General features: G+C 70.2%; 17 protein-coding genes. 10 read left to right on the top strand and 7 right to left on the bottom strand.

Annotation, left to right across the window (positions count from 1 at the left end; genetic code table 11):
• The first annotated feature begins 240 nt into the window (after positions 1-240).
• Both ACFYO2_RS03725 and ACFYO2_RS03730 read left to right on the top strand, forming a co-directional pair.
• Positions 241-1,140: an SGNH/GDSL hydrolase family protein gene (locus tag ACFYO2_RS03725; RefSeq protein WP_388343482.1), complete on the top strand. Its 900-nt coding sequence runs from the start codon at positions 241-243 to the stop codon at positions 1,138-1,140.
• 29 nt (positions 1,141-1,169) lie between these two features.
• Positions 1,170-2,141 (top strand): aldose epimerase family protein, encoded by a 972-nt coding sequence (locus ACFYO2_RS03730; protein ID WP_388343484.1) that lies wholly within the window; start codon positions 1,170-1,172, stop codon positions 2,139-2,141.
• 242 nt (positions 2,142-2,383) lie between these two features.
• On the opposite strand, the gene ACFYO2_RS03735 is transcribed toward ACFYO2_RS03730, so the two are convergent.
• Positions 2,384-4,831, bottom strand: coding sequence for a glycoside hydrolase family 3 C-terminal domain-containing protein (locus ACFYO2_RS03735; protein ID WP_388343487.1), 2,448 nt, complete (start codon positions 4,829-4,831; stop codon positions 2,384-2,386).
• A gap of 120 nt (positions 4,832-4,951) precedes the next feature.
• Between ACFYO2_RS03735 and ACFYO2_RS03740 the strand changes: the two genes are divergently transcribed.
• Positions 4,952-5,518, top strand: a complete 567-nt coding sequence (locus ACFYO2_RS03740; protein ID WP_388343490.1) for a TetR/AcrR family transcriptional regulator — start codon at positions 4,952-4,954, stop codon at positions 5,516-5,518.
• A 184-nt stretch (positions 5,519-5,702) separates the two neighbouring features.
• Positions 5,703-6,956, top strand: coding sequence for a pyroglutamyl peptidase (locus ACFYO2_RS03745; RefSeq protein WP_388343493.1), 1,254 nt, complete (start codon positions 5,703-5,705; stop codon positions 6,954-6,956).
• Between the two features lie 117 nt (positions 6,957-7,073).
• On the opposite strand, the gene ACFYO2_RS03750 is transcribed toward ACFYO2_RS03745, so the two are convergent.
• Both ACFYO2_RS03750 and ACFYO2_RS03755 read right to left on the bottom strand, forming a co-directional pair.
• Entirely contained in the window at positions 7,074-7,871 is a 798-nt protein-coding gene (locus ACFYO2_RS03750) for an EI24 domain-containing protein (protein WP_388343497.1), read from the bottom strand.
• A 119-nt stretch (positions 7,872-7,990) separates the two neighbouring features.
• On the bottom strand, positions 7,991-8,854 hold the full coding sequence (locus tag ACFYO2_RS03755; RefSeq protein WP_388343500.1) for a hypothetical protein: 864 nt from the start codon (positions 8,852-8,854) through the stop codon (positions 7,991-7,993).
• A 252-nt stretch (positions 8,855-9,106) separates the two neighbouring features.
• Here ACFYO2_RS03755 and ACFYO2_RS03760 point away from each other — a divergent pair, with 252 nt between their 5' ends.
• Together ACFYO2_RS03760 and ACFYO2_RS03765 are read left to right on the top strand one after the other, a co-directional pair.
• Complete coding sequence (locus tag ACFYO2_RS03760) at positions 9,107-11,668, top strand: M14 family zinc carboxypeptidase (protein ID WP_388343503.1); 2,562 nt, start codon at positions 9,107-9,109, stop codon at positions 11,666-11,668.
• The gene (locus ACFYO2_RS03765) at positions 11,665-12,816 is read left to right on the top strand and encodes a serine hydrolase domain-containing protein (protein ID WP_388343506.1); all 1,152 of its coding nucleotides are present in this window, start codon (positions 11,665-11,667) and stop codon (positions 12,814-12,816) included. The genes ACFYO2_RS03760 and ACFYO2_RS03765 overlap by 4 nt, the downstream gene beginning before the upstream one ends.
• A gap of 205 nt (positions 12,817-13,021) precedes the next feature.
• On the opposite strand, the gene ACFYO2_RS03770 is transcribed toward ACFYO2_RS03765, so the two are convergent.
• The 3 genes from ACFYO2_RS03770 to ACFYO2_RS03780 form a co-directional block, all read right to left on the bottom strand.
• Complete coding sequence (locus tag ACFYO2_RS03770) at positions 13,022-13,258, bottom strand: hypothetical protein (RefSeq protein ID WP_388343509.1); 237 nt, start codon at positions 13,256-13,258, stop codon at positions 13,022-13,024.
• Between the two features lie 232 nt (positions 13,259-13,490).
• Complete coding sequence (locus ACFYO2_RS03775; RefSeq protein ID WP_388343511.1) at positions 13,491-13,895, bottom strand: hypothetical protein; 405 nt, start codon at positions 13,893-13,895, stop codon at positions 13,491-13,493.
• Positions 13,896-13,937: 42 nt separating this feature from the next.
• Entirely contained in the window at positions 13,938-14,744 is an 807-nt protein-coding gene (locus ACFYO2_RS03780; protein ID WP_388343514.1) for a polymorphic toxin-type HINT domain-containing protein, read from the bottom strand.
• On the opposite strand from ACFYO2_RS03780, the gene ACFYO2_RS03785 reads away from it, so the two are divergent.
• The 3 genes from ACFYO2_RS03785 to ACFYO2_RS03795 all read left to right on the top strand — a co-directional run bounded on the left by ACFYO2_RS03785 (position 14,652) and on the right by ACFYO2_RS03795 (position 16,847).
• Positions 14,652-15,065: a hypothetical protein gene (locus ACFYO2_RS03785; protein ID WP_388343516.1), complete on the top strand. Its 414-nt coding sequence runs from the start codon at positions 14,652-14,654 to the stop codon at positions 15,063-15,065. The two genes, ACFYO2_RS03780 and ACFYO2_RS03785, sit on opposite strands and share 93 nt — an antisense overlap.
• A gap of 217 nt (positions 15,066-15,282) precedes the next feature.
• Positions 15,283-15,546: an HNH endonuclease gene (locus ACFYO2_RS03790; protein ID WP_388343519.1), complete on the top strand. Its 264-nt coding sequence runs from the start codon at positions 15,283-15,285 to the stop codon at positions 15,544-15,546.
• Between the two features lie 101 nt (positions 15,547-15,647).
• Entirely contained in the window at positions 15,648-16,847 is a 1,200-nt protein-coding gene (locus ACFYO2_RS03795) for an RNA-guided endonuclease InsQ/TnpB family protein (RefSeq protein ID WP_388343522.1), read from the top strand.
• Between the two features lie 56 nt (positions 16,848-16,903).
• On the opposite strand, the gene ACFYO2_RS03800 is transcribed toward ACFYO2_RS03795, so the two are convergent.
• On the bottom strand, positions 16,904-17,926 hold the full coding sequence (locus tag ACFYO2_RS03800) for an NADP-dependent oxidoreductase (protein ID WP_388343525.1): 1,023 nt from the start codon (positions 17,924-17,926) through the stop codon (positions 16,904-16,906).
• A 91-nt stretch (positions 17,927-18,017) separates the two neighbouring features.
• On the opposite strand from ACFYO2_RS03800, the gene ACFYO2_RS03805 reads away from it, so the two are divergent.
• On the top strand, positions 18,018-18,467 hold the full coding sequence (locus ACFYO2_RS03805; protein WP_388343527.1) for a MarR family winged helix-turn-helix transcriptional regulator: 450 nt from the start codon (positions 18,018-18,020) through the stop codon (positions 18,465-18,467).
• The last annotated feature ends 6 nt before the right edge of the window (positions 18,468-18,473 follow it).

Below are 18,473 nucleotides of genomic sequence, written 5' to 3' on the forward strand. Positions count from 1 at the left end.
CTGGCTGACGGCAGTGGCCGGGCAGCCACGTTGATGGCGAGGCTACCGTGCGGCGGCGCAAGGAGTGTGACGTACCGTCGGTCCCAGTGCCGTGAAACCCCCGCCATTCACCCGGCAGGACGCCTGTACGGGTGCGAACCGTTGCACGGGGAGCGTCGGGAACTCCCGCGCGTTGTTATGGGAGGACGACCTTTCCGGCGTTTCATGCCATCACCCGACGACCGAGGGGATCATCACCGGATGCGGAAGCAGAGCCACCGCTCGCGCGCCGTTCTCGCCGTCCTGGCGGCGGCCGTCCTGGGCGTCACCGGCTGTGACGCCGTCGGTGGCAACTCGCCGGCGCCGAGCGGCACCGAGGCGCAGAAGGCGAAGCCGTCCCCGAAGCCGACGCCGGCCTGGGACAGCAGTCCGGCGTCGGTCGCCGCCGTGGGGGACTCCATCACGCGCGGTTTCGACGCGTGTTCGGTGCTGTCGGACTGCCCCGAGGTGTCGTGGGCGACGGGCAGCAGTGCGAAGGTCGACAGTCTCGCCGTACGGCTGCTGGGGAGGGCGAAGGCGGCCGAGCGGAGCTGGAACTACGCGGTGACCGGGGCGCGGATGGCGGACCTGCCCGGTCAGATGGCGCAGGCGGCCGTGCGGAAACCGGCGCTGGTGGCGGTGATGACGGGGGCGAACGACGCCTGCCGGGCCAGCATTTCGGCGATGACGTCCGTGGCCGACTTCCGGGCCGACTTCGAGGACGCGATGAGCACGCTGCGCAAGGCTTCGCCCAAGGCGCAGGTGTACGTGGCGAGCGTGCCGAATCTGAAGCGGCTGTGGTCTCAGGGTCGTACGAACCCGATGGGCACGCAGGTGTGGAAGCTGGGCATCTGTCCGTCGATGCTGGCCGACCCGGATGTGCTGGACGCCGCGGCGACCGAGCGGCGGGACACCGTGCAGCAGCGGGTGGAGGACTACAACGAGGTGTTGGAGGAGGTCTGCGCCAAGGACCGCCACTGCCGCTTCGACGGGGGCGCGGTGTACGACTTCCGGTTCGGGACCGACCAGCTGAGCCACTGGGACTGGTTCCATCCGAGTGTGAACGGCCAGGCACGGCTCGCGGAGATCGCCTATCGCACCGTGACGGGCAAAAAGGCGTGACGCACTGCTCGTGATTTAAAGTTCCGAACATGAACGAACTCTTCGGCACACTTTCCGACGGCACCCCTGTTCACCGCTGGAGCCTGGAGCGGGCGGGCGTCCGGGTGCGGATCCTGTCGTACGGCGGGATCGTGCAGTCGGTGGAGGTTCCGGACCGGGAGGGGCACGCAGCGGACGTGGTGCTGGGGTTCCCGGAGCTCGACGGTTATCTGACGCATCCGGACCCGTACTTCGGTGCCCTGGTCGGGCGGTACGCGAACCGGATCGCGGGCGGCCGCTTCCCGCTGGACGGCCGGATCTACGCGCTCGCGCTCAACAACCCGCCCAACTCCCTGCACGGCGGCGAGCGCGGCTTCGACAAGCGGGTGTGGGACGCGGCACCGGTCGAGCACGGGGTGCGTCTGACGCGGGTGAGCGCCCATGGCGAGGAGGGTTTTCCAGGACGCCTGGAGGTCTCGGTGACGTACACACTGGACGAGGCCGGTGCGCTGCGGATCGCGTACGAGGCGGTCACGGAGGCGCCGACCCTCGTGAACCTGACCAACCACAGCTACTTCAACCTCGGCGGGTCGGGGAACGCGGGCGGGCACGAACTGCGGATCGCCGCCTCCCGGTTCACCCCGGTCGACGCGGACCTGATCCCGACCGGGGTTCTGGACGAGGTGGCGGACACGGGCTTCGACTTCCGACAGGCGCGGAAGGTCGGTTCCGGGTACGACCACAACTTCGTGCTCGACAAGGGGGTGACGGACGGGGCCGTGGAGGTCGCCGAGCTGTACGACCCGGCGTCCGGTCGGGTGCTGACCGTCGCGACCACCGAGCCCGGCCTCCAGCTGTACACCGCGGACCACCTCGGCGAGCCCTTCGCGCCCGGCGACGGCATCGCGCTGGAGACCCAGCACTTCCCCGACTCCCCGAACCGCCCGGAGTTCCCGAGCACGGTGCTGCGCCCGGGCGAGGTGTACCGGTCGGAGACGGTGTACGGCTTCTCGGTCCGCTAGTGCCGCGGCAGGCAATGTTCGCCCCGTCGCGACGTCTGGCACGCACTCTCGCCGCACCGAGCGAAAACCCAAGTACGTCCAGTACGAGGGCTTCCGCCCGGCACGCCGAGAGCACGCACCAGACGCCGCTCCTTCTCGGGCAAACATTGCCTGCCACGGCACTAGAACCCTCTGTGCGTCATGAGCCCCGGCCCGGGGGTCAGGTCCCGGGCCGGGGCTGGTCTGGGGAAGCTTGTCCCGGATCAGACGTTAATCGTCGCGGTGAGCCGACGGTCCGAGATCGAGCGGCTCACCTGGATCTCGTACGAACCCTTCACAAACGACCAGGACCCCTCCTTCTCGTCCCAGACCTCGAAGGACCGGCGCGGGAGGTCCACGGTGGCCTCGACGGTCTCGCCGGGGGCGGCCGTGGCGCCCGCGAAGCCGGCCAGTCGGCGGGCCGGGCGTTCGGCGTCGGGCTCGCCGGGGGCCAGGTAGACCTGGACGACCTCGCGGCCGGGGCGCGTGCCTGAGTTGCGGAGGCGGACCCGGACGGTGGTGCCCTGCACCTCGACCGACTCGTAGGTCCAGTCGGTGTAGCCCAGGCCGTGGCCGAAGGGGTAGGCGGGGATGCGGCCCTGCTTCTCCCAGGCGGTGTAGCCGATGAAGACACCCTCGCGGTACGGGATCTCACCGCCCTCCGGGACGACCTGCGTGACCGGGGCATCGGCGAGACTGCCCCAGGTGCTGGGGAGGCGGCCGCCGGGCTCGTGGGCGCCGGTGAGGACGTCGGCGAGTGCGTCGCCGCCTTCCTGGCCGGGGAACCAGCTCAGCAGGACGGCGGCCACCTCTTCGCGCCAGGGGAGTTCCACCGGGGAGCCGGCGTTGACGATCACGACGGTGTTCGGGTTGGCGGCGGCGACCGCGCGGACCAGGTCGTCCTGGCGGCCGGGGAGGGTGAGGTCGGTGCGGTCGAAGCCCTCGGACTCGACGCGTTCGGTGGTGGCGACCACGACGACGGCCGTGTCGGCGGCGCGGGCGGCCTCCACGGCCTCGGCGATCAGCTCGTCGGGGTCGCGCCGCGGGTCCTGGTGGGCGAGGGTGAAGGAGACGACCTTCATCGGGACGTCGTCGGGGATGTGGACGACATGGGTGAGGGAGACCTCGATCGGCCGGTCCGCGGTGAGTTCGACCTGGGCGCGGGGCTCCGGGGAGCCGAAGAAGGCGATGAACGGGTCGTCCTCGGTGGGGCGTTGGACGTCGTCGTAGTACGTGGTGCCGTCGACGCGCAGGGTGAAGGCGCCGAGGCCCTTGATGCCGAAGGTGTGCGGGCCGGACTCGCGCGGGGTGAAGGTGCCGGTGAGTTCCACGGTGTGGAGGGAGTCGTGCGTGACGCCCTCGGGCAGGTCGTCACCCATCCACTGGACCTCGCCGCTGGGTGCCGTGCGGGTGCCGATGACGTGGCCGTCGGCGTCGCGGCAGACCGCGCGCAGCGCGAAGCCCTTGTCGGCGACGGCGAGTTCGGTGGTCGGATCGGCGCCTACGGCGTAGGTGAGGGTGCCGTCGGGGAGGGCGGCGGTGAGGCCGTCGAGCGGGGAGACGGTCCGGGCGGGGAAGACGGTGGCGGAGCCGCCGCCGAGGACGCGGGCGTCGCGGGCGGCGGCGCCGATCAGTGCCACCGTGCCGTTCGGCTTCAGCGGCAGCGCGGCGTTCTCGTTGCGGACCAGGACGAAGGAGCGGCGGGCGATCTCGCGGGCCAGGGCCTCGCCGTCGACCGGGTCGGGCAGCTCGGTCACCACGGGTTCGGCACCGCTCAGGACGCCGACGCGGGCGGCGAGCCGCAGGACGTTGCGGACGGCCGCGTCGACCTTGGCCTCCGCGACCTCGCCGTCCCGTACGGCCTGTGCCAGGGCCTCGCCGTAGACGGTCCGCGGGCCGGGCATGGCGACGTCCAGGCCGCCTTGGATGGCGCCGGTGGTGGAGCGGGCGGCGGTCCAGTCGGAGACGTTGAAGCCGTCGAAGCCCCATTCGCCGCGCAGGACCTCGTTCACCAGGTGGTGGTGCTCGGTCATCGTGGTGCCGTTGACCGAGTTGTAGGCGGTCATGATGCCCCAGGGGTGGGCGTTCTCGACGATCGTCTCGAAGGGGGCGAGGTACAGCTCACGCAGGGCGCGCTCGGAGATCACGTTGTTCACGGTGAGGCGGTCGGTCTCGGCGTCGTTGGCGACGAAGTGCTTGACCGTGGTGCCGACGCCGCCGGACTGGACGCCGGTCACATGGCCGGAGCCGATGAGGCCCGTGAGGTACGGATCCTCGCTGTACGCCTCGAAGTGGCGGCCGCCGAGCGGGGAGCGGTGCAGGTTGACGGTGGGGGCGAGCAGGACGTGGACGCCCTTGCGGCGGGCCTCCTGGGCGAGCAGCACCCCGGCCCGGTGAGCGAGTTCGGGGTCCCAGGTGGCGGCCAGCGCGGTTGGTGAGGGCAGCGCGATCGACGGGTCGTCGGCGCTCCAGCGGACGCCCCGGACACCGATCGGGCCGTCCGACATGACGAGGGACTCCAGGCCGATCTCCGGCAGGGCGGGCAGGGACCACATGTCCTGGCCGGCAAGGAGCCCGGCCTTGGCGTCCAGGTCGAGCTTGCGCAGGGCCGCCTCGACGGCCGCCTCGCGGGCCAGGTCCGCCTTCTGCTGGATTTCCGGGATGCCCGGCATCGGGTGCCTCCTCGTTGAGTCCGTCGTCCTCGCTCCATCGTGCACCCGTTACCTGTAGACCGGTAGGTTTCGTTATCTCGTCGTTATAATCAGCTCGTAGGAATGCCGTAACGTGACGCCATGAACGCCGTGAACGCCAGGACGAGGCGCGCGGAGCGACGCGCCGAGATCGTCCGGGCCGCCCTGGAAGTGATCGCCGAGCGCGGCTACCGGGGGGCGAGCCTGGCCGCCGTCGCGGAACGGGTCGGGCTCACCCAGCAGGGACTGCTGCACTACTTCCCGACGAAGGACGCGCTGCTCGTGGCCGTCCTCGAGGAGCGGGACAAGTGGGACGCGGTCCCGGTCGGGCAGTGGCGGACCGACCTGCTCGCCCAGCTCGTCGAGTACAACGCGATGCGGCCCGGCATCATCCAGACCTTCTCGGCGCTGCTCGGCGAGAGCGTCACGGAGGGGCATCCGGCGCGCGACTACTTCACCGAGCGGTACGCGCAGGTGCGCACGAACATGGCGGCGGTCCTGCGCGCCGAGTACGGCGACCGCCTCCCGAACGGCCTCACCCCGGAGCGCACCGCTCCCCTGCTGGTCGCGGTCATGGACGGCCTGCAGTACCAGTGGCTGCTGGACCCCGAGTCGGTCGACATGCCGGGCGCCTTCCGGGACTTCCTGACGTTGCTGGGCGAGGGCTGACGCGCTCGTCGCCGGGGAGGTCCGCCGTGCTGCGGGAGGCCGCGGCGCGGATTCCCCGCGACCGGTTCGCCGCCGCTGCCGTACAGCGGACCGGACGCACCATGGCGTAGACCACTTCCGTCACGGGATACTGCCGCCGCTCGCACCCCACGCGCCCCACCGCGACGGAAGGACATGAACTCCCTTGAATTCCACACGTGTTCGGATCGGCTTACTCGGACTGGCCCTGGTGGCAGGGCTCGCGGCCCCCACACAGGTGTCCGCCGCCGAGACGGTCCTCTCGCCCACCGTCGAGGAGCAGCGGCTCGAGAGGGCCGTGCCGCAGGAGATCCTCCGGCGTTCCGGATTCGACGCCGTGACCGCGGAGTTCGTCCGGGAGCTCGGTGCGGCGCGCTCCTACGGCGAGGCGCGGCGGGTCGTCGTACGGGAGGGTTCGGCGCTGTGGCGGCGGGCGGTTGCGCGGGCGCAGGGGCGGGGGCCGGCGGTCGGGGACCTCAGCCGGGACGACGACCGGCCGCTGTACTGGGCGCGCTTGGGGATGACACGGGAGGTGCGGACCTGGGAGCCTGGGTTCGGGCTGACGGGTGCCCAACGCATGGCTTTGCTAGGTGAGTTGGAGCGGACTTCACGTGGGCAGACCGCTGTCCGGTATCCGCAGGGCGAGGGGATCAAGCGGGTTCTCGTCACCGGGTTCGATCCGTTCACGCTGGACCGGGACATCCGGATCTCCAACCCGTCGGGAGCGACCGCGCTCGCGCTCGACGGCACGGTGATCGAGACCGCGGACGGGCCGGCTCGGGTCGAGACCGTCGTCTTCCCCGTGCGCTGGCAGGACTTCACGGAGGGGACGGTGGAGCGGACGCTGCGGCCGTATCTGCGGAAGGTGGATCTCTTCACCACCGTGAGCCAGGGGCGTGTGGGGCGGTTCGACGTCGAGCGGACCAACGGGGCCTGGCGGGGCGGGTTCCCGGACAACGACACCATCGGGCGGACCGAGACCGTGCCGGTCGCCGATCCGGCCTCGCAGCCGCAGTGGACGACGACGACCCTGCCGTACGGGAAGATCGTGGCCGCGCGGACCGGGCGGTTCCCCGTGTACGACAACACCAGCGTGACCGAGATTCCGGTGGGCGGTACGGAGGCCGTCGTGCGGGCGGACGGACCGACGCCGGGGTCTACGGCGCGGGCCGGGGGTGGCGGGAACTATCTGTCCAACGAGATCGCGTATCGGGCCACGCTGTTGCGGGATCGGCTGGGGTTGCGGGATGTGCTGCCGGGTGGGCATGTGCACACGCCTGTGCTGGAGTTCGGGGCGGGGAACACGGATCCGGCGAGTGGGGTGGTGACGGATGCGGAGTTCGTGCGGAACCGGGGGGACATCATCGCGCAGGTGACGGGGATTTTGCGGGTGGCGGTTGAGGGGTCGGCGGGTTCGTAGGGGCCGTGGTGGTGGGGGGCGGGCGTGGAGGGTTTCGCCCCCGCCCGCCCCTTCCCGTCCCGTCCCGTCCCTGGGGGCTCTGTCCCCAGACCCCCGTTTCGCGCTTCGCGCTCGTCCTCAAACGCCGGACGGGCTGGGATGGCTGGGATGGCTGGGATTGTCCTCTGTTGATTCCTCGTCCAGCAGGTCTCGGGCCATGAGCGTCGCGCCCGCTACCGCGCCCGGCATCAGGAAGACCGCGACGAAGGGGATCAGGAAGGACACGGCGAGGGGGGTGCCGAAGCCCCAGACCAAGGTCTTGCGGGTGCGCAGGAGGGTGAGGCGGTCGTGGAGTTCCACGCGGCGGCGTTGGAGGGCGACGGAGGTGAGTTCCTGGGTGAGGAAGAAGCCGGTGACGAGGAAGCCGATCGCGGGGACGACCGTCTGGCCGACGACCGGGATGAAGCCGAGCGCGAAGAGGAGGACGCCCCAGAGGACGGCGCGCACGAGGATGCGGAGGCTGTCGCGGGCCGAGATCCACAGCTCGCGCCAGAGCGGGAGGCCGGACTCGGGGGCGGTGCCGTCGGGCGAGACGTCCCGGTCGACCTTCTCGGAGAGGTTCTCGTAGAAGGGTTGGCCGATCAGGAGGGTGACCGCGGTGAACGTGATGACGGAGAGGAGCAGGGCCAGGGCGAAGAGGACGGCGGTGAGGAGGCCCCGGAAGAGGCCCAGCCACGGGCTCGACCAGTCGTCCGCGAAGGGGGTCGCCCAGGCCACGAAGTCCTCGCCCCAGAGCGCCAGGGCGACCAGTGCCGCCGCGTAGAGGACCAGGGTGATCAGGCCCGGGAGCAGGCCGAAGCCGAACTGCTTGCCGTGCCGGGCCACCCAACGCTGGCCCTCCATGAGGTACTTGAATCCCGCCCCGAGATCGTGCATGGGGGAACTCTATCGGTAGCTGTTTTGGGCACTTCTCGGCCGACCGAGTCGGGTGGTGGGTGGGCATAGGACGGGGGTCCAGGGAGCGGAGCCCCCTGGACGGTCACCCCGAGGCCGGGTCACACAGGAGTCACAGCCACCACGACCCCCCGCTCCGCCGCGGGCGACACCGCCGCCGACACCCGTACCGCCGCCGCCCGCGCGTAGCTCCCCGCGCGGGAAGCGGTCGTCAGCAGGAGCGGCTGGAGGTGTTCGAGGCCGGAGACGAGGAGTTCCTCGCCGGCGACCAGGACCGGGCGGGCCGCTTCGGTCGTCGCGGCCGCCGCCTCCGTGAGGTCGGCCAGCGGGGCGAGCGTCGTGCGGACCACGTTGGCGCCGGCCGCGGCCACGCGTTCCGCGAGGGCCACCTGGAGCGGCAGCAGCGGGGCCAGCGCGGCCGTCAACGCGTCGGCGACGCGGGTGAGTTCGGGGGACGAGTCACGCAACACCTCCGCCGCCACCCGTATCACGGGGGTGAGGGCGAGCAACGTACCCGCGGCCAGGCCCGCCGCCGCCGGGAGCAGCGGTGACGTCGCCTCGACCAGGTCGCCGAGCGCCGCAGCGAACTCCTCGACCGCCGGCTCCACCGCGTCCAGGACGGGCAGGAGGCTGTCGCCCAGGGCCGCCAACAGCGCCTGGGCCGGTTCGCTCACGGGGTGCACGGCCAGGGGCGCCCCCGAAGTCCCGAGCCGCATCAGCGTGTCGACGATCCGGTAGAACGCCTCCTGCGCCTGGGGGGACGCGCTCGCCTCGGCCAGTTCCGCGGTGGTCTCGCGCAGTACGCGCAGCACGTCGCTGCCGGAACCGTCGCGCGGGTCGAAGGTGTTGATGGCGATCTTGGTGATGTTCCCGGCCGTGTCGAGGAGTTGGCCGGTGATGTCGGTGGTGTTGCGGGCCATGCGCAGTACGTCGCCCCTGCTGGGGAGCGAAGGGATCGTTGCCATGGTCTCTCTCCTCGCCTCACACGCCGGAGCCGGCGCCGGACCCACGCGGGTCCGGGCTCCTGGGTGTTCCGCCCTCAGCATGCCCACTCCGCACCCGCATTTCGCGCCTTCCGCCCGCCCGGTGATGCGACATCCGCCCGCCCGGCGATGCGCCATCCGGGGCAGCCGCGACACCGACTCCCTCTTGTTGCAGTTGAGTCGAACAGGTACACCTCGCCGTACCGATCTCAGGAAGCCCCCCAGGAGGTACGCGTGCACACCACGAGAACCGTTCCTGCGAGACCAGTTCTGATCACCGGCCTCGCCGTCACCACGGCCGGCTTACTCCTGCTCACCCCCCACACCGCCGTCGCGAAGCCGAAACCCCCGGTCACCCGCGAGGCCCCCGCCGTCGACGAGGGTGCGGCGCGCGCCCCCGAGACCGCCGCCGAACGGGCCCTCACCGGCCCGGCCGCCCCGACGGCCGACACCGGGCGCGGCTATCCCCGCGAACAGGTCCTGGCTCCCGACCCGGAGAACCCGGCCGACAAGTCCATCAAGCTCGGCCTCACCCCGTACCACGCGATCGCCCCGAAGCTGAACGCGATCCAGAAGCTGGGCGACCGGGTGAGCGTCGAGGTCGCGGGCGTCTCGGCCGGCGGGCACCGGCTGTACCTCGTGACCGTCACCGCCCCGGAGAGCGCCCGCGAGGCCCGCGCCCAGGAGCGGATGCGCGAGCTGATCGAGAACGCGCCGGGCAGGGCCGCCAAGGACCCGTCGGTCAAGGCCGGTTACAAGGCTCCCGTCTTCTTCAACAACAACATCCACGGCAACGAGTGGGAGGGCACCGACGCCTCCCTGAAGCTCATCGAGCGGCTCGCGACCGCGAAGGACCACAAGACGCGCGACCTTCTCGTGCACAGCCGCCTCTACTTCAACATCACCGCCAACCCGGACGGCCGGATCGCCGGCACCCGCGCGAACGCCAACGGCTTCGACATGAACCGGGACTTCGTCACCGCCTCGCAGCCCGAGGTGCGGGCGATGCGGCAGATCGAGATCGACAAGCAGCCGGCCGTCATGCTCGACCTGCACGGCTACGTCAACGGCACACTCATCGAGCCCACCACTCCCCCGCACGGCGAGAACTACGAGTACGACCTGTTCCTGAAGAACACCTACGCCAACGCCCTCGGCATGGAGTCCGCCGTCAACGGCCTCGGCTACACGCCCGCGAAGGACGGCGTGCAGCCCGCGCAGATCCCCTTCCGGGACCAGGAGGAGGGCTGGGACGACTGGCCGCCGATCTTCACCCCGCAGTACGCGGCCTTCCACGGCACGGTCGCCGCGCACACCGTGGAGATCCCGCTGACGGTGAACAACGCCGCCTACAACACCCTTCCCGAGAGCGAACTGCGCCGCCGGTCCGCGATCAACGTGGACGTGGCCGGTGCCGCCATCCGAGCCACCCTCGACTTCGTCCAGTCGCACCGCACTTCGCTCGTCACCGACCAGATCGAGGTCTTCCGGCGCGGGGCGGCGGGCGCGACTCAGGTGCCGGTCTCGGAGGAGACCGTGCCGGGCGTTCCGGGCATCGGCCCGGAGGACGTGTACACCACCACCTTCCCGCGCGCCTACGTCATCGCCGGCGGGTCCACCGCCGCCGCCCGCCTCGTCGACCACCTCCTCGCCAACGACGTTCGGGTCACCCGCGCCACGCGCGACTTCCGGCTCGCGGGACGGTCGTACGCGCAGGGCTCGTACGTCGTCGACATGCACCAGCCGAAGCGGGGGCTCGCGAACGTGCTGCTCGCCGACGGGAGGGACATCAGCGACAAGGTCTCGGTGATGTACGACATCTCGGGCTGGAGCCTGGGCCGCCTGTGGGGTGCCACGGTCGAGCCGGTGACGTCCGGTGGCCTGAACGGCGTACCGCTGAAGGCCGTCGAGGAGGCCGCGCCGGTCGGTTACGTCGCCCCGCGCGGCGACCTGCGGCTGCGGCTCGACGACCCGCAGGAGATCGCGGCGCTCAACTCCCTGCTCCAGCAGGGCGTTTCGGTACGGCGGTCCGCGGACGGCAGTGCGATCGTGCCGGCGTCGGCACGTGCGAAGGCCGCGGCGGCGGCACGGACGTACGACGTCGTCTTCGACGCGACGAAGGTGACCGGCACGACCGAGCTGCGCCGGCTGCGGGTGGCCGCGGCGGTCACGCCGGGTGAGCTGTTCGCGCTGCGGGAGATGAACTTCGAGGTCACGCCGGTGTCGACGGCCGTGCTGAACGCGGGCTTCGACTGGTCGGCGGCGGACGTGCTGTTCGTGTCGGCGGGCCTGGACCACAGCGCGTTGAGCCCGGATGCCCGCACGGCCCTCGACGCCTTCCTCGCCGCCGGCCACGGTCTCGTCGGGCGCGGTGTCACCGGAGCCGACCTGAGCACCGTCGCCGGGCTGCTGGCGGCCAAGCCGGTCGAGGGCAACGGGGACGCCAACGGCGTGGTGAGGGTGGTGAATTCGGGGCAGGTGACGTCTGGTGCGCCGGATCACGGGTTCGTGTACGCGCCCGTCTGGTTCACCGACCTCGGACCCGGGGTCCGGGTGGAGCAGTCGTACGCGACCGGGAACCCGCTCGTCTCCGGGCACTGGCGGGAGCTGGAGGACGGCTCCGGCGGTCCCGCGCAGGCGGCAGGGCAGGCCTCGGTCGTCAGCAGCTCGGGGGCCGTTCTGTTCGGCACCGAGCCCCTCTTCCGGGACCATCCGAAGGGGGAGTTCGCGCAGGTCGCACGCGCGTTGTTCACAGTGGCGCACGCGCGTGGCGGTACAGGTGAGGAGAGCGGATGACGCAGGAGATCCACGGCACCGTCGCGGACGGATTCGAGGCGGTGCGCTCGGAGTTCGCCGCCTTCGTGGCAGGGGAACGTCCGGACTACGAGGGGCAGTTGTGCGCGTATGTGCACGGCCGCAGAGTCGTAGACCTGTGGGCGGGTGACGACGCCGACGCCGGATCCCTCTACGGCGTGTACTCCTCGACCAAGGGTGCCGCCCACCTCGTGGTCGCGCTCCTGGTGCAGGACGGCACGCTCGAACTCGACCGCAAAGTGACGTACTACTGGCCGGAGTTCAGCGCCGAGGGCAAGGGTGCGCTGACCCTGCGCGACCTGGTCTCGCACCGGGCGGGCGTGGTCGGGCTCGACGCCGGGTTCTCCCCGCAGGAGCTGGCCGACGACCGGGCGGTCGCCGAACGGCTCGCCGACCAGCGGCCGTTCTGGCGGCCCGGCACGGCCTTCGGCTACCACGCGCTCGTCATCGGCGCGCTCACCGGCGAGGTGGTACGGCGGGCCACCGGCCGCACACTCCAGGAGGTGTACGAGGAGCGGATCCGCGCCCCGTACGGGCTCGACTTCTTCCTGGGGCTGCCCGAGGCACTGGAGCCCCGCTACCGCTCGGTGCAGCCGATGACCCCGACGGCGACCCAGCAGGCCCTGCTGGACTCACTGCCGGCCGGTCCGCACACGCTCTCCTCGATCGCCTTCAACCAGCACGTCCCCAACTCGGGCGACCTGGTCGACTACGCCAACTCCCGTGCCGTACGTGCCAAGGGACCGGCGTCGGCGGGCGGGGTCGCCGCGGCGCGCGGGCTCGCCGGGATGTACGCGGCGGCGATCAGCGAGGTGGACGGACGGCCTCCGCTGCTGAAGCCGGACACCGTGGCCGAGGTCGGGCAGATCCATTCGGCCGGGTACGACCTGGTGGCCCGGGCCCACAAGTCGTACGGCCTCGGCTTCCAGGCGACGGCCGACATGTGGCATCCGTTCCTGGGCGCGGGGACGTTCGGCCACAGCGGCGCCGGCGGTTCCCAGGCCTTCGCCGATCCACGCGCCGGGCTCGCCTACGGATACACCCGCCGCCGGATGGCCTTCCCGGGCGGGGCGGCACCGGAGAACGAACGGCTGGTGCAGGCGGTGCACAAGGCGGCGCTGGCGAGCTGATCGCAGACGGGTGCCTGCGGTGCTGCTGACGTCCGAGGCGGACTACTTCAGCGCCATCGCAGGCGCCAGCGCCATCGCGGTCGCCAGCAGCGATGTGCCGGGGGTGGGGCGCAACCCCGCAACGGACAGCTCCCCGGAGGGATCTCCGGGGAGCTGTCGTCTCACTTTTCCCGCGAGGGCCGGCAGAGACCCGCGTCACACCCTGTCACCAGGGCGGACACGGCAGGCCACTCGCTTTCCTCGGCTCCAGGAACTCCTCCCGGAACACGTCCAGGGAAGCCCTGAGCAGAGGAATGTCGATCTCCGGACGGACGTAGCTCAGCCGGGCCGAACTGTCGTCGAAGCGGAACTCCAACAGGAGCTCTTCCCGCTGGCCGTCGATCATCTCGACGACTTCCATCGACTCGTAGTCGTTGTGGTCGCTCAGGATGATCAGGGCCATGAACTGACGCCCTTGGACGGAGAACGATCTCATAGCCATCCCTCGAACTGGACTCGACCGCCGCGCATGCTCCATCGGGCGCCACGGCCTGTTGCAAACTCACGGTGCAGGCCACAGAGACCAACTCCATCGCCGCATTTGCCGGTGGACAGCATCCTGGCGCACATTCAAGACGAGGAAGCTCCCGGCCGACTGGATATCGGCCGGGAGCTTCGGTTTTTCAGGTGTCGTGCTAGTCGATCTGCCTCATGACGCCACCGGGGTAGCGGTCGACCTCACCTGCCCTGGAGAACAGGGACGGTGCGTCGACGGGACAGTCGGCCATGGCCCACGACGGGTTTCCCGACACGATGAGGCCCGGTCCGTCGGCGGACTCCAGCAGGAACATGTAGTCCAGGTCCTCGGTGATGCCGTACCGCTCGGCCACCGCCTCCACCTCGTCGGCGGAGGAGACCCTACGAATGGTCAGTCCCCTCATCGTCGAGCGGAGGAACATGACGTCGACATGGCCGGCGGCCACCTCGATACGCGGCCCGGCCTCAAGGTCGAGATGCGCGTCGCTGCGCAGGCGCAGGGTCCGATGCGTGACCGAGTAGTCCCACACCTTGAAAAGCCGGTCCGGCTGGCTGAATTCCATGCCCTGTCTCCTGTCCTGTCGTGCCCTGCTCTGCCGCCGATGTCACGAGAACGGGTTCACCACCCCCTCGATCCGTCTGCCTCCCGAATACCACTGGATCGAGCTCCATGAGCGATTGCCCATTCTGACCTGCCGTTCCACCACGCTCATCTCCCACGCGGTGCCGTTGTTCGGGCCGGGAAATCCTGCCCGGGACCGATTCCGAACTTCCGGCCGCGGAGCACGGCCGTGTGAAACGCGTTGGCGATGTGGCGAGGGTCGTTGTTGGCCCCCGGCATCCCGTCGAGCGTGATGGAGAGGGTCACATTGGAGTCCCGCGCGCTGTTCATCACTCCGTTCATCCACTCCGGGACCCCGGCGGAATCCATGCGGGCGTAGGCCCGCCCGTTTGAAGGTGTGAGCCGCGGAGTCGCCGCCCGCGCGGAGCTGCGCCGCGAGCGGCTCGGAGCTTTTCCGGATTCCCAGTACGACGCTGTCACAGTTGTGAGCGAGGACGGGGGCGGAACCGGCCAGCACGTAGTACGTGTGGGCATCGGTGACGGTCAGGTTGTGGACCGTCGCCTTCCGCGCCGTCCACGCCTCGACCGCGCCGATCTGGATCCACGTGCCCGAGGACGTCTGGAGCCACTGGCCGGGCTTCAGTTCACCGGCGTCGATCCACTCACCCAGGGACGGCACCCAGAAGGGGGGGCCGGCTGTGGCGGTGACCGTCGTGGTGCCCTTGGCCCGGCGGTCGGCGCCGTCGGCTGGGCCAACATGCAGCTCGCCTCGCCCGGGGACGTCGACGGCGACGGTTTCACCGATCTGATCGCCCGCAACACCGCGAACGGCGAGCTGTGGCTGTACCACGGCCGCAGCCGGGGTGACGCGGACGGCGACGGGGTCCCCGACGGCGGCACCGACCCGGCGGCGCTGGGCCTCGGCTCCAGCCGCACGCCGTACGCCACCGGTTGGACCATGGCGGCCCGTCCGCTGTTCACCGCCTCCGGCGACACCGACGGTGACGGCGTCCCGGACCTGTGGACCACGACGGCGGACACCGCGGCCGGCCTGGCGTTCGTGCCCGGCCGCAAGAGCGGCCTGGTGGGCCCCTCGGCGGTGGTCGGCGGCCCCGGCTGGCAGGCGATCAAAGTTGATCTCCTAACCCGGACTGCCGGACTGCCGTACTGAGGAACGAGGCGGCCGGTCGCACCACGCGACCGGCCTGTTCAACGAGTCCAGGAATGACAAATGGGTCTTCGGGGACCGCAACAGCGGTGCCTACCTTCCCAAGTTCGCCTGGACGAAAATCGTCCGCCACGTGCAAGTGAAGGGCGCGGCGTCTCCTGACGACCCCTCCCTGATCGAGTACTGGCAAGGACGCCGCCGGAAGAAGACGCCACCGCCTATGGACAAGGTAAGCCTGTCCCTGGCGGACAAGCAGAGAGGGCTGTGCCCGCTCTGCAACCAGGCGCTTATCGCCGGGGCCGAGTATGAGCCGGACAGTCCGCGCGAGTGGATCAACTGGTTCGCGGCTTCGAAGAAGATGCTCAACAAACATCACTTCGTTTACCGGCGAGATGGTGGCACCGACGAGAGAACCAATCTTCGTCTCGTACATTCCGCCTGCCATCGACAGCTACATGCCCAAGATGGCAAGCGGGCCAACTGAAATGCGCTGGCCCATGGGGCGAGCTTGAGCCGTGTGCATTGAAAGGTGCACGCACGGTTCTGAGGGGGCCGGGATGCAGTAATGCATCCCGGCTACCCGACTTGTACCCGGACACCGGCCAGCAGACCGCGTTGGCGAAGGCGTTCGGGTGTGCCCGCGTCGTGTTCAACGACGCCGTGTACGCCCGCGAGAGCGCCCGGAAGGCCGGAAAGCCGTTTCCGAAGATCGGCGAGCTGTCCACACGGCTGATCACCCAGGCGAAGCAGACCGTGGAGCGGTCCTGGCTGGGCGAGGTCTCCGCGGTCGTGCTCCAGCAGTCCCTGCGGGACGCCGAGACCGCCTACAGCAACTTCTTCGCCTCCCTCAAGGGCACCCGCAAGGGGCCGAAGATCGGCCCGCCCCGCTTCAAGTCCCGCAAGGACGCCCGGCAGTCGATCCGGTTCACTGCCAACGCCCGCTGGTCCATCACCGACAGCGGCCGTCTGACCTTGCCGAAGATCGGCGCGGTGAAGGTGAAGTGGTCCCGCACGCTGCCCGCCACCCCCACCTCGGTCACCGTCATCAAGGACGCGGCCGGGCGGTACTTCGCCTCCTTCGTCATCGACACCGACCCCGCCGCCGACGCGACACGGATGCCCGCCACCGACCGCACCATCGGCATCGACCTCGGCCTGACGCACTTCGCGGTCCTGTCCGACGGCACGAAGATCGACTCCCCGCGGTTTCTGCGCCGCGCGGAGAAGAAGCTGAAGAAGGCCCAGCGAGAACTGTCCCGCAAGCAGAAAGGTTCGAAGAACCGCGAAAAAGCCCGGCTCAAGGTCGCTCGCGCCCACGTCAAGGTCACCGATGCCCGCCATGAGTTCCACCACCAGCTCTCCACGAAGCTGATCTCCGAGAACCAAGGGATCGCCGTGGAGGACCTGTCGGTGACGGGACTGGCCCGCACCAGGCTGGCCAAGTCCGTCCACGACGCCGGCTGGGCCTCATTCGTGAACATGCTGGAGTACAAAGCACAACGGTACGGGCGGACCCTGATCAAGATCGGCCGGTTCGAGCCGACGAGTCAGGTCTGCTCCACCTGCGGCGTCAAGGACGGGCCCAAACCCCTCGACGTGAGGGAGTGGACCTGCGCCGCCTGCGACACCGTCCACGACCGGGACATCAACGCCGCGATCAACGTGAAGACGGCCGCCGGACTGGCGGTATCGGCCTGCGGAGCGCCGGTAAGACCAGAACTCGTTCTGGCACAGCGCGAAGAAACAGGAAGCCACGGATTCCCGACCGAACCCCGTGCCGCGTAGCGGCACAGCAACGATCGAGAAGGCCAGAATCCTCGGGCTTCAGCCCGAGGTGCAAGTCAAAGCTTGACGATCATCTTTCCGGTGTTGTCGCCCCGCAGGACGCCCAGGAAAGCCTCCAGGTTGTTCTCGATGCCCTCGACGACCGTCTCGCGGTACTTGAGCGCGCCCGAGGCGACCCAGGGCCCGACCTCCTGGACGAACTGCGGCTGGAGGTCCGCGTGGTCGCTGACGAGGAAGCCCTCGATGCGGCCGCGGGTCTGGATGAGGCGGGCGAGGTTCCGCGGGCCGGGGGCGGGCTCGGTGTCGTTGTAGACCGAGATCATTCCGCAGACCGCGATCCGGCCGTCGCGGTTGAGCTGCCCGATGGCGGCTTCCAGGTGATCGCCGCCGACGTTGTCGAAGTAGACGTCGACGCCGTCCGGGGCGGCCTCGCGGAGCTGCTCACTGACCGAGCCGGTCTTGTAGTTGAACGCCGCGTCGAAGCCGTACTCCTCGACGAGAAGCTTGACCTTCTCGTCGGAACCGGCCGAGCCGATGACCCGGGAGGCGCCCTTGAGCTTGGCGATCTGGCCGACCTGGCTGCCGACGGCCCCTGCGGCACCGGAGACGAAGACCGAGTCGCCCTCCTTGAAGGCGGCGGTGCGCAGCAGGCCGGCGTAAGCGGTGAGGCCGGTCATGCCGAGGACGCCGAGGTACGTGGAGAGGGGGGCGGCCTCGGGGTCCACCTTGACCGCCTGCTGGGCGTCGATGGTGGCGTACTCGCGCCAGCCGCCGAAGTGCAGGACGTGGTCGCCGACGGAGAAGCCCTCGGCATCCGAGGCGACGACCTCGCCGACCGCGCCGCCCTGCATGGCCTTGCCCAGCTCGAAGGGGGCCACGTAGGACTTGGCCGCGCTCATCCGGCCGCGCATGTACGGGTCGACGGAGAGGTACGCGTTGCGTACGAGGACCTGGCCTGGACCGGGCTGCCGGATCTCCGCCTCGGCCAGCTCGAAGTCCTCGGGCTTGGGCCAGCCGACCGGGCGGCTGAGCAGACGCCATTCGCGGCTTACGGAGGGGAGCGTGCGGGTGTCGGACATGGAACCGGCCTTCCTCAAAATACTTCAGTGCCTGAAACAACCATGCTCCTGAACATTTCAGGATGTCAAGTAACCGGGTACCCTGGATCCCATGGCCACACCCCAGAAGACGCGCCGACCCGACGCGCTGACCATGGAGGTCGTCGAGCTGATCGGTGACGTCGTGGTGCGCTTCTACGAGGACTACGAGGAAGCGGCAGCGGAGCACGCGCTGACCGGAGCACAGGCGCGACTGCTGAGCCTGCTGTCGCTGGAGCCCCTGCCGATGCGGAAGCTGGCCCAGAAGCTGAAGTGCGAGCCGTCCAATGTCACGGGCATCGTCGACCGGCTGGAGGCCCGGGGGCTGGTGGAGCGCCGGCCCGACCCGGCGGACCGCCGAGTAAAGGTGGCCGCCGCGACGGACGAGGGACGGCGGGTGGCCCGGGAGCTGCGGGAGGGGCTGCGCTTCGCCCGGGAGCCGCTGGCCGGGCTGTCGGACGACGAGCGGCTGGCGCTGCGGGGGTTACTGCGGCGGATGCTGGCGACACAAGAGAACGTCTGAGGGAAC

The organism is Streptomyces sp. NPDC006602, assembly GCF_042870385.1.
Lineage (GTDB): Bacteria > Actinomycetota > Actinomycetes > Streptomycetales > Streptomycetaceae > Streptomyces.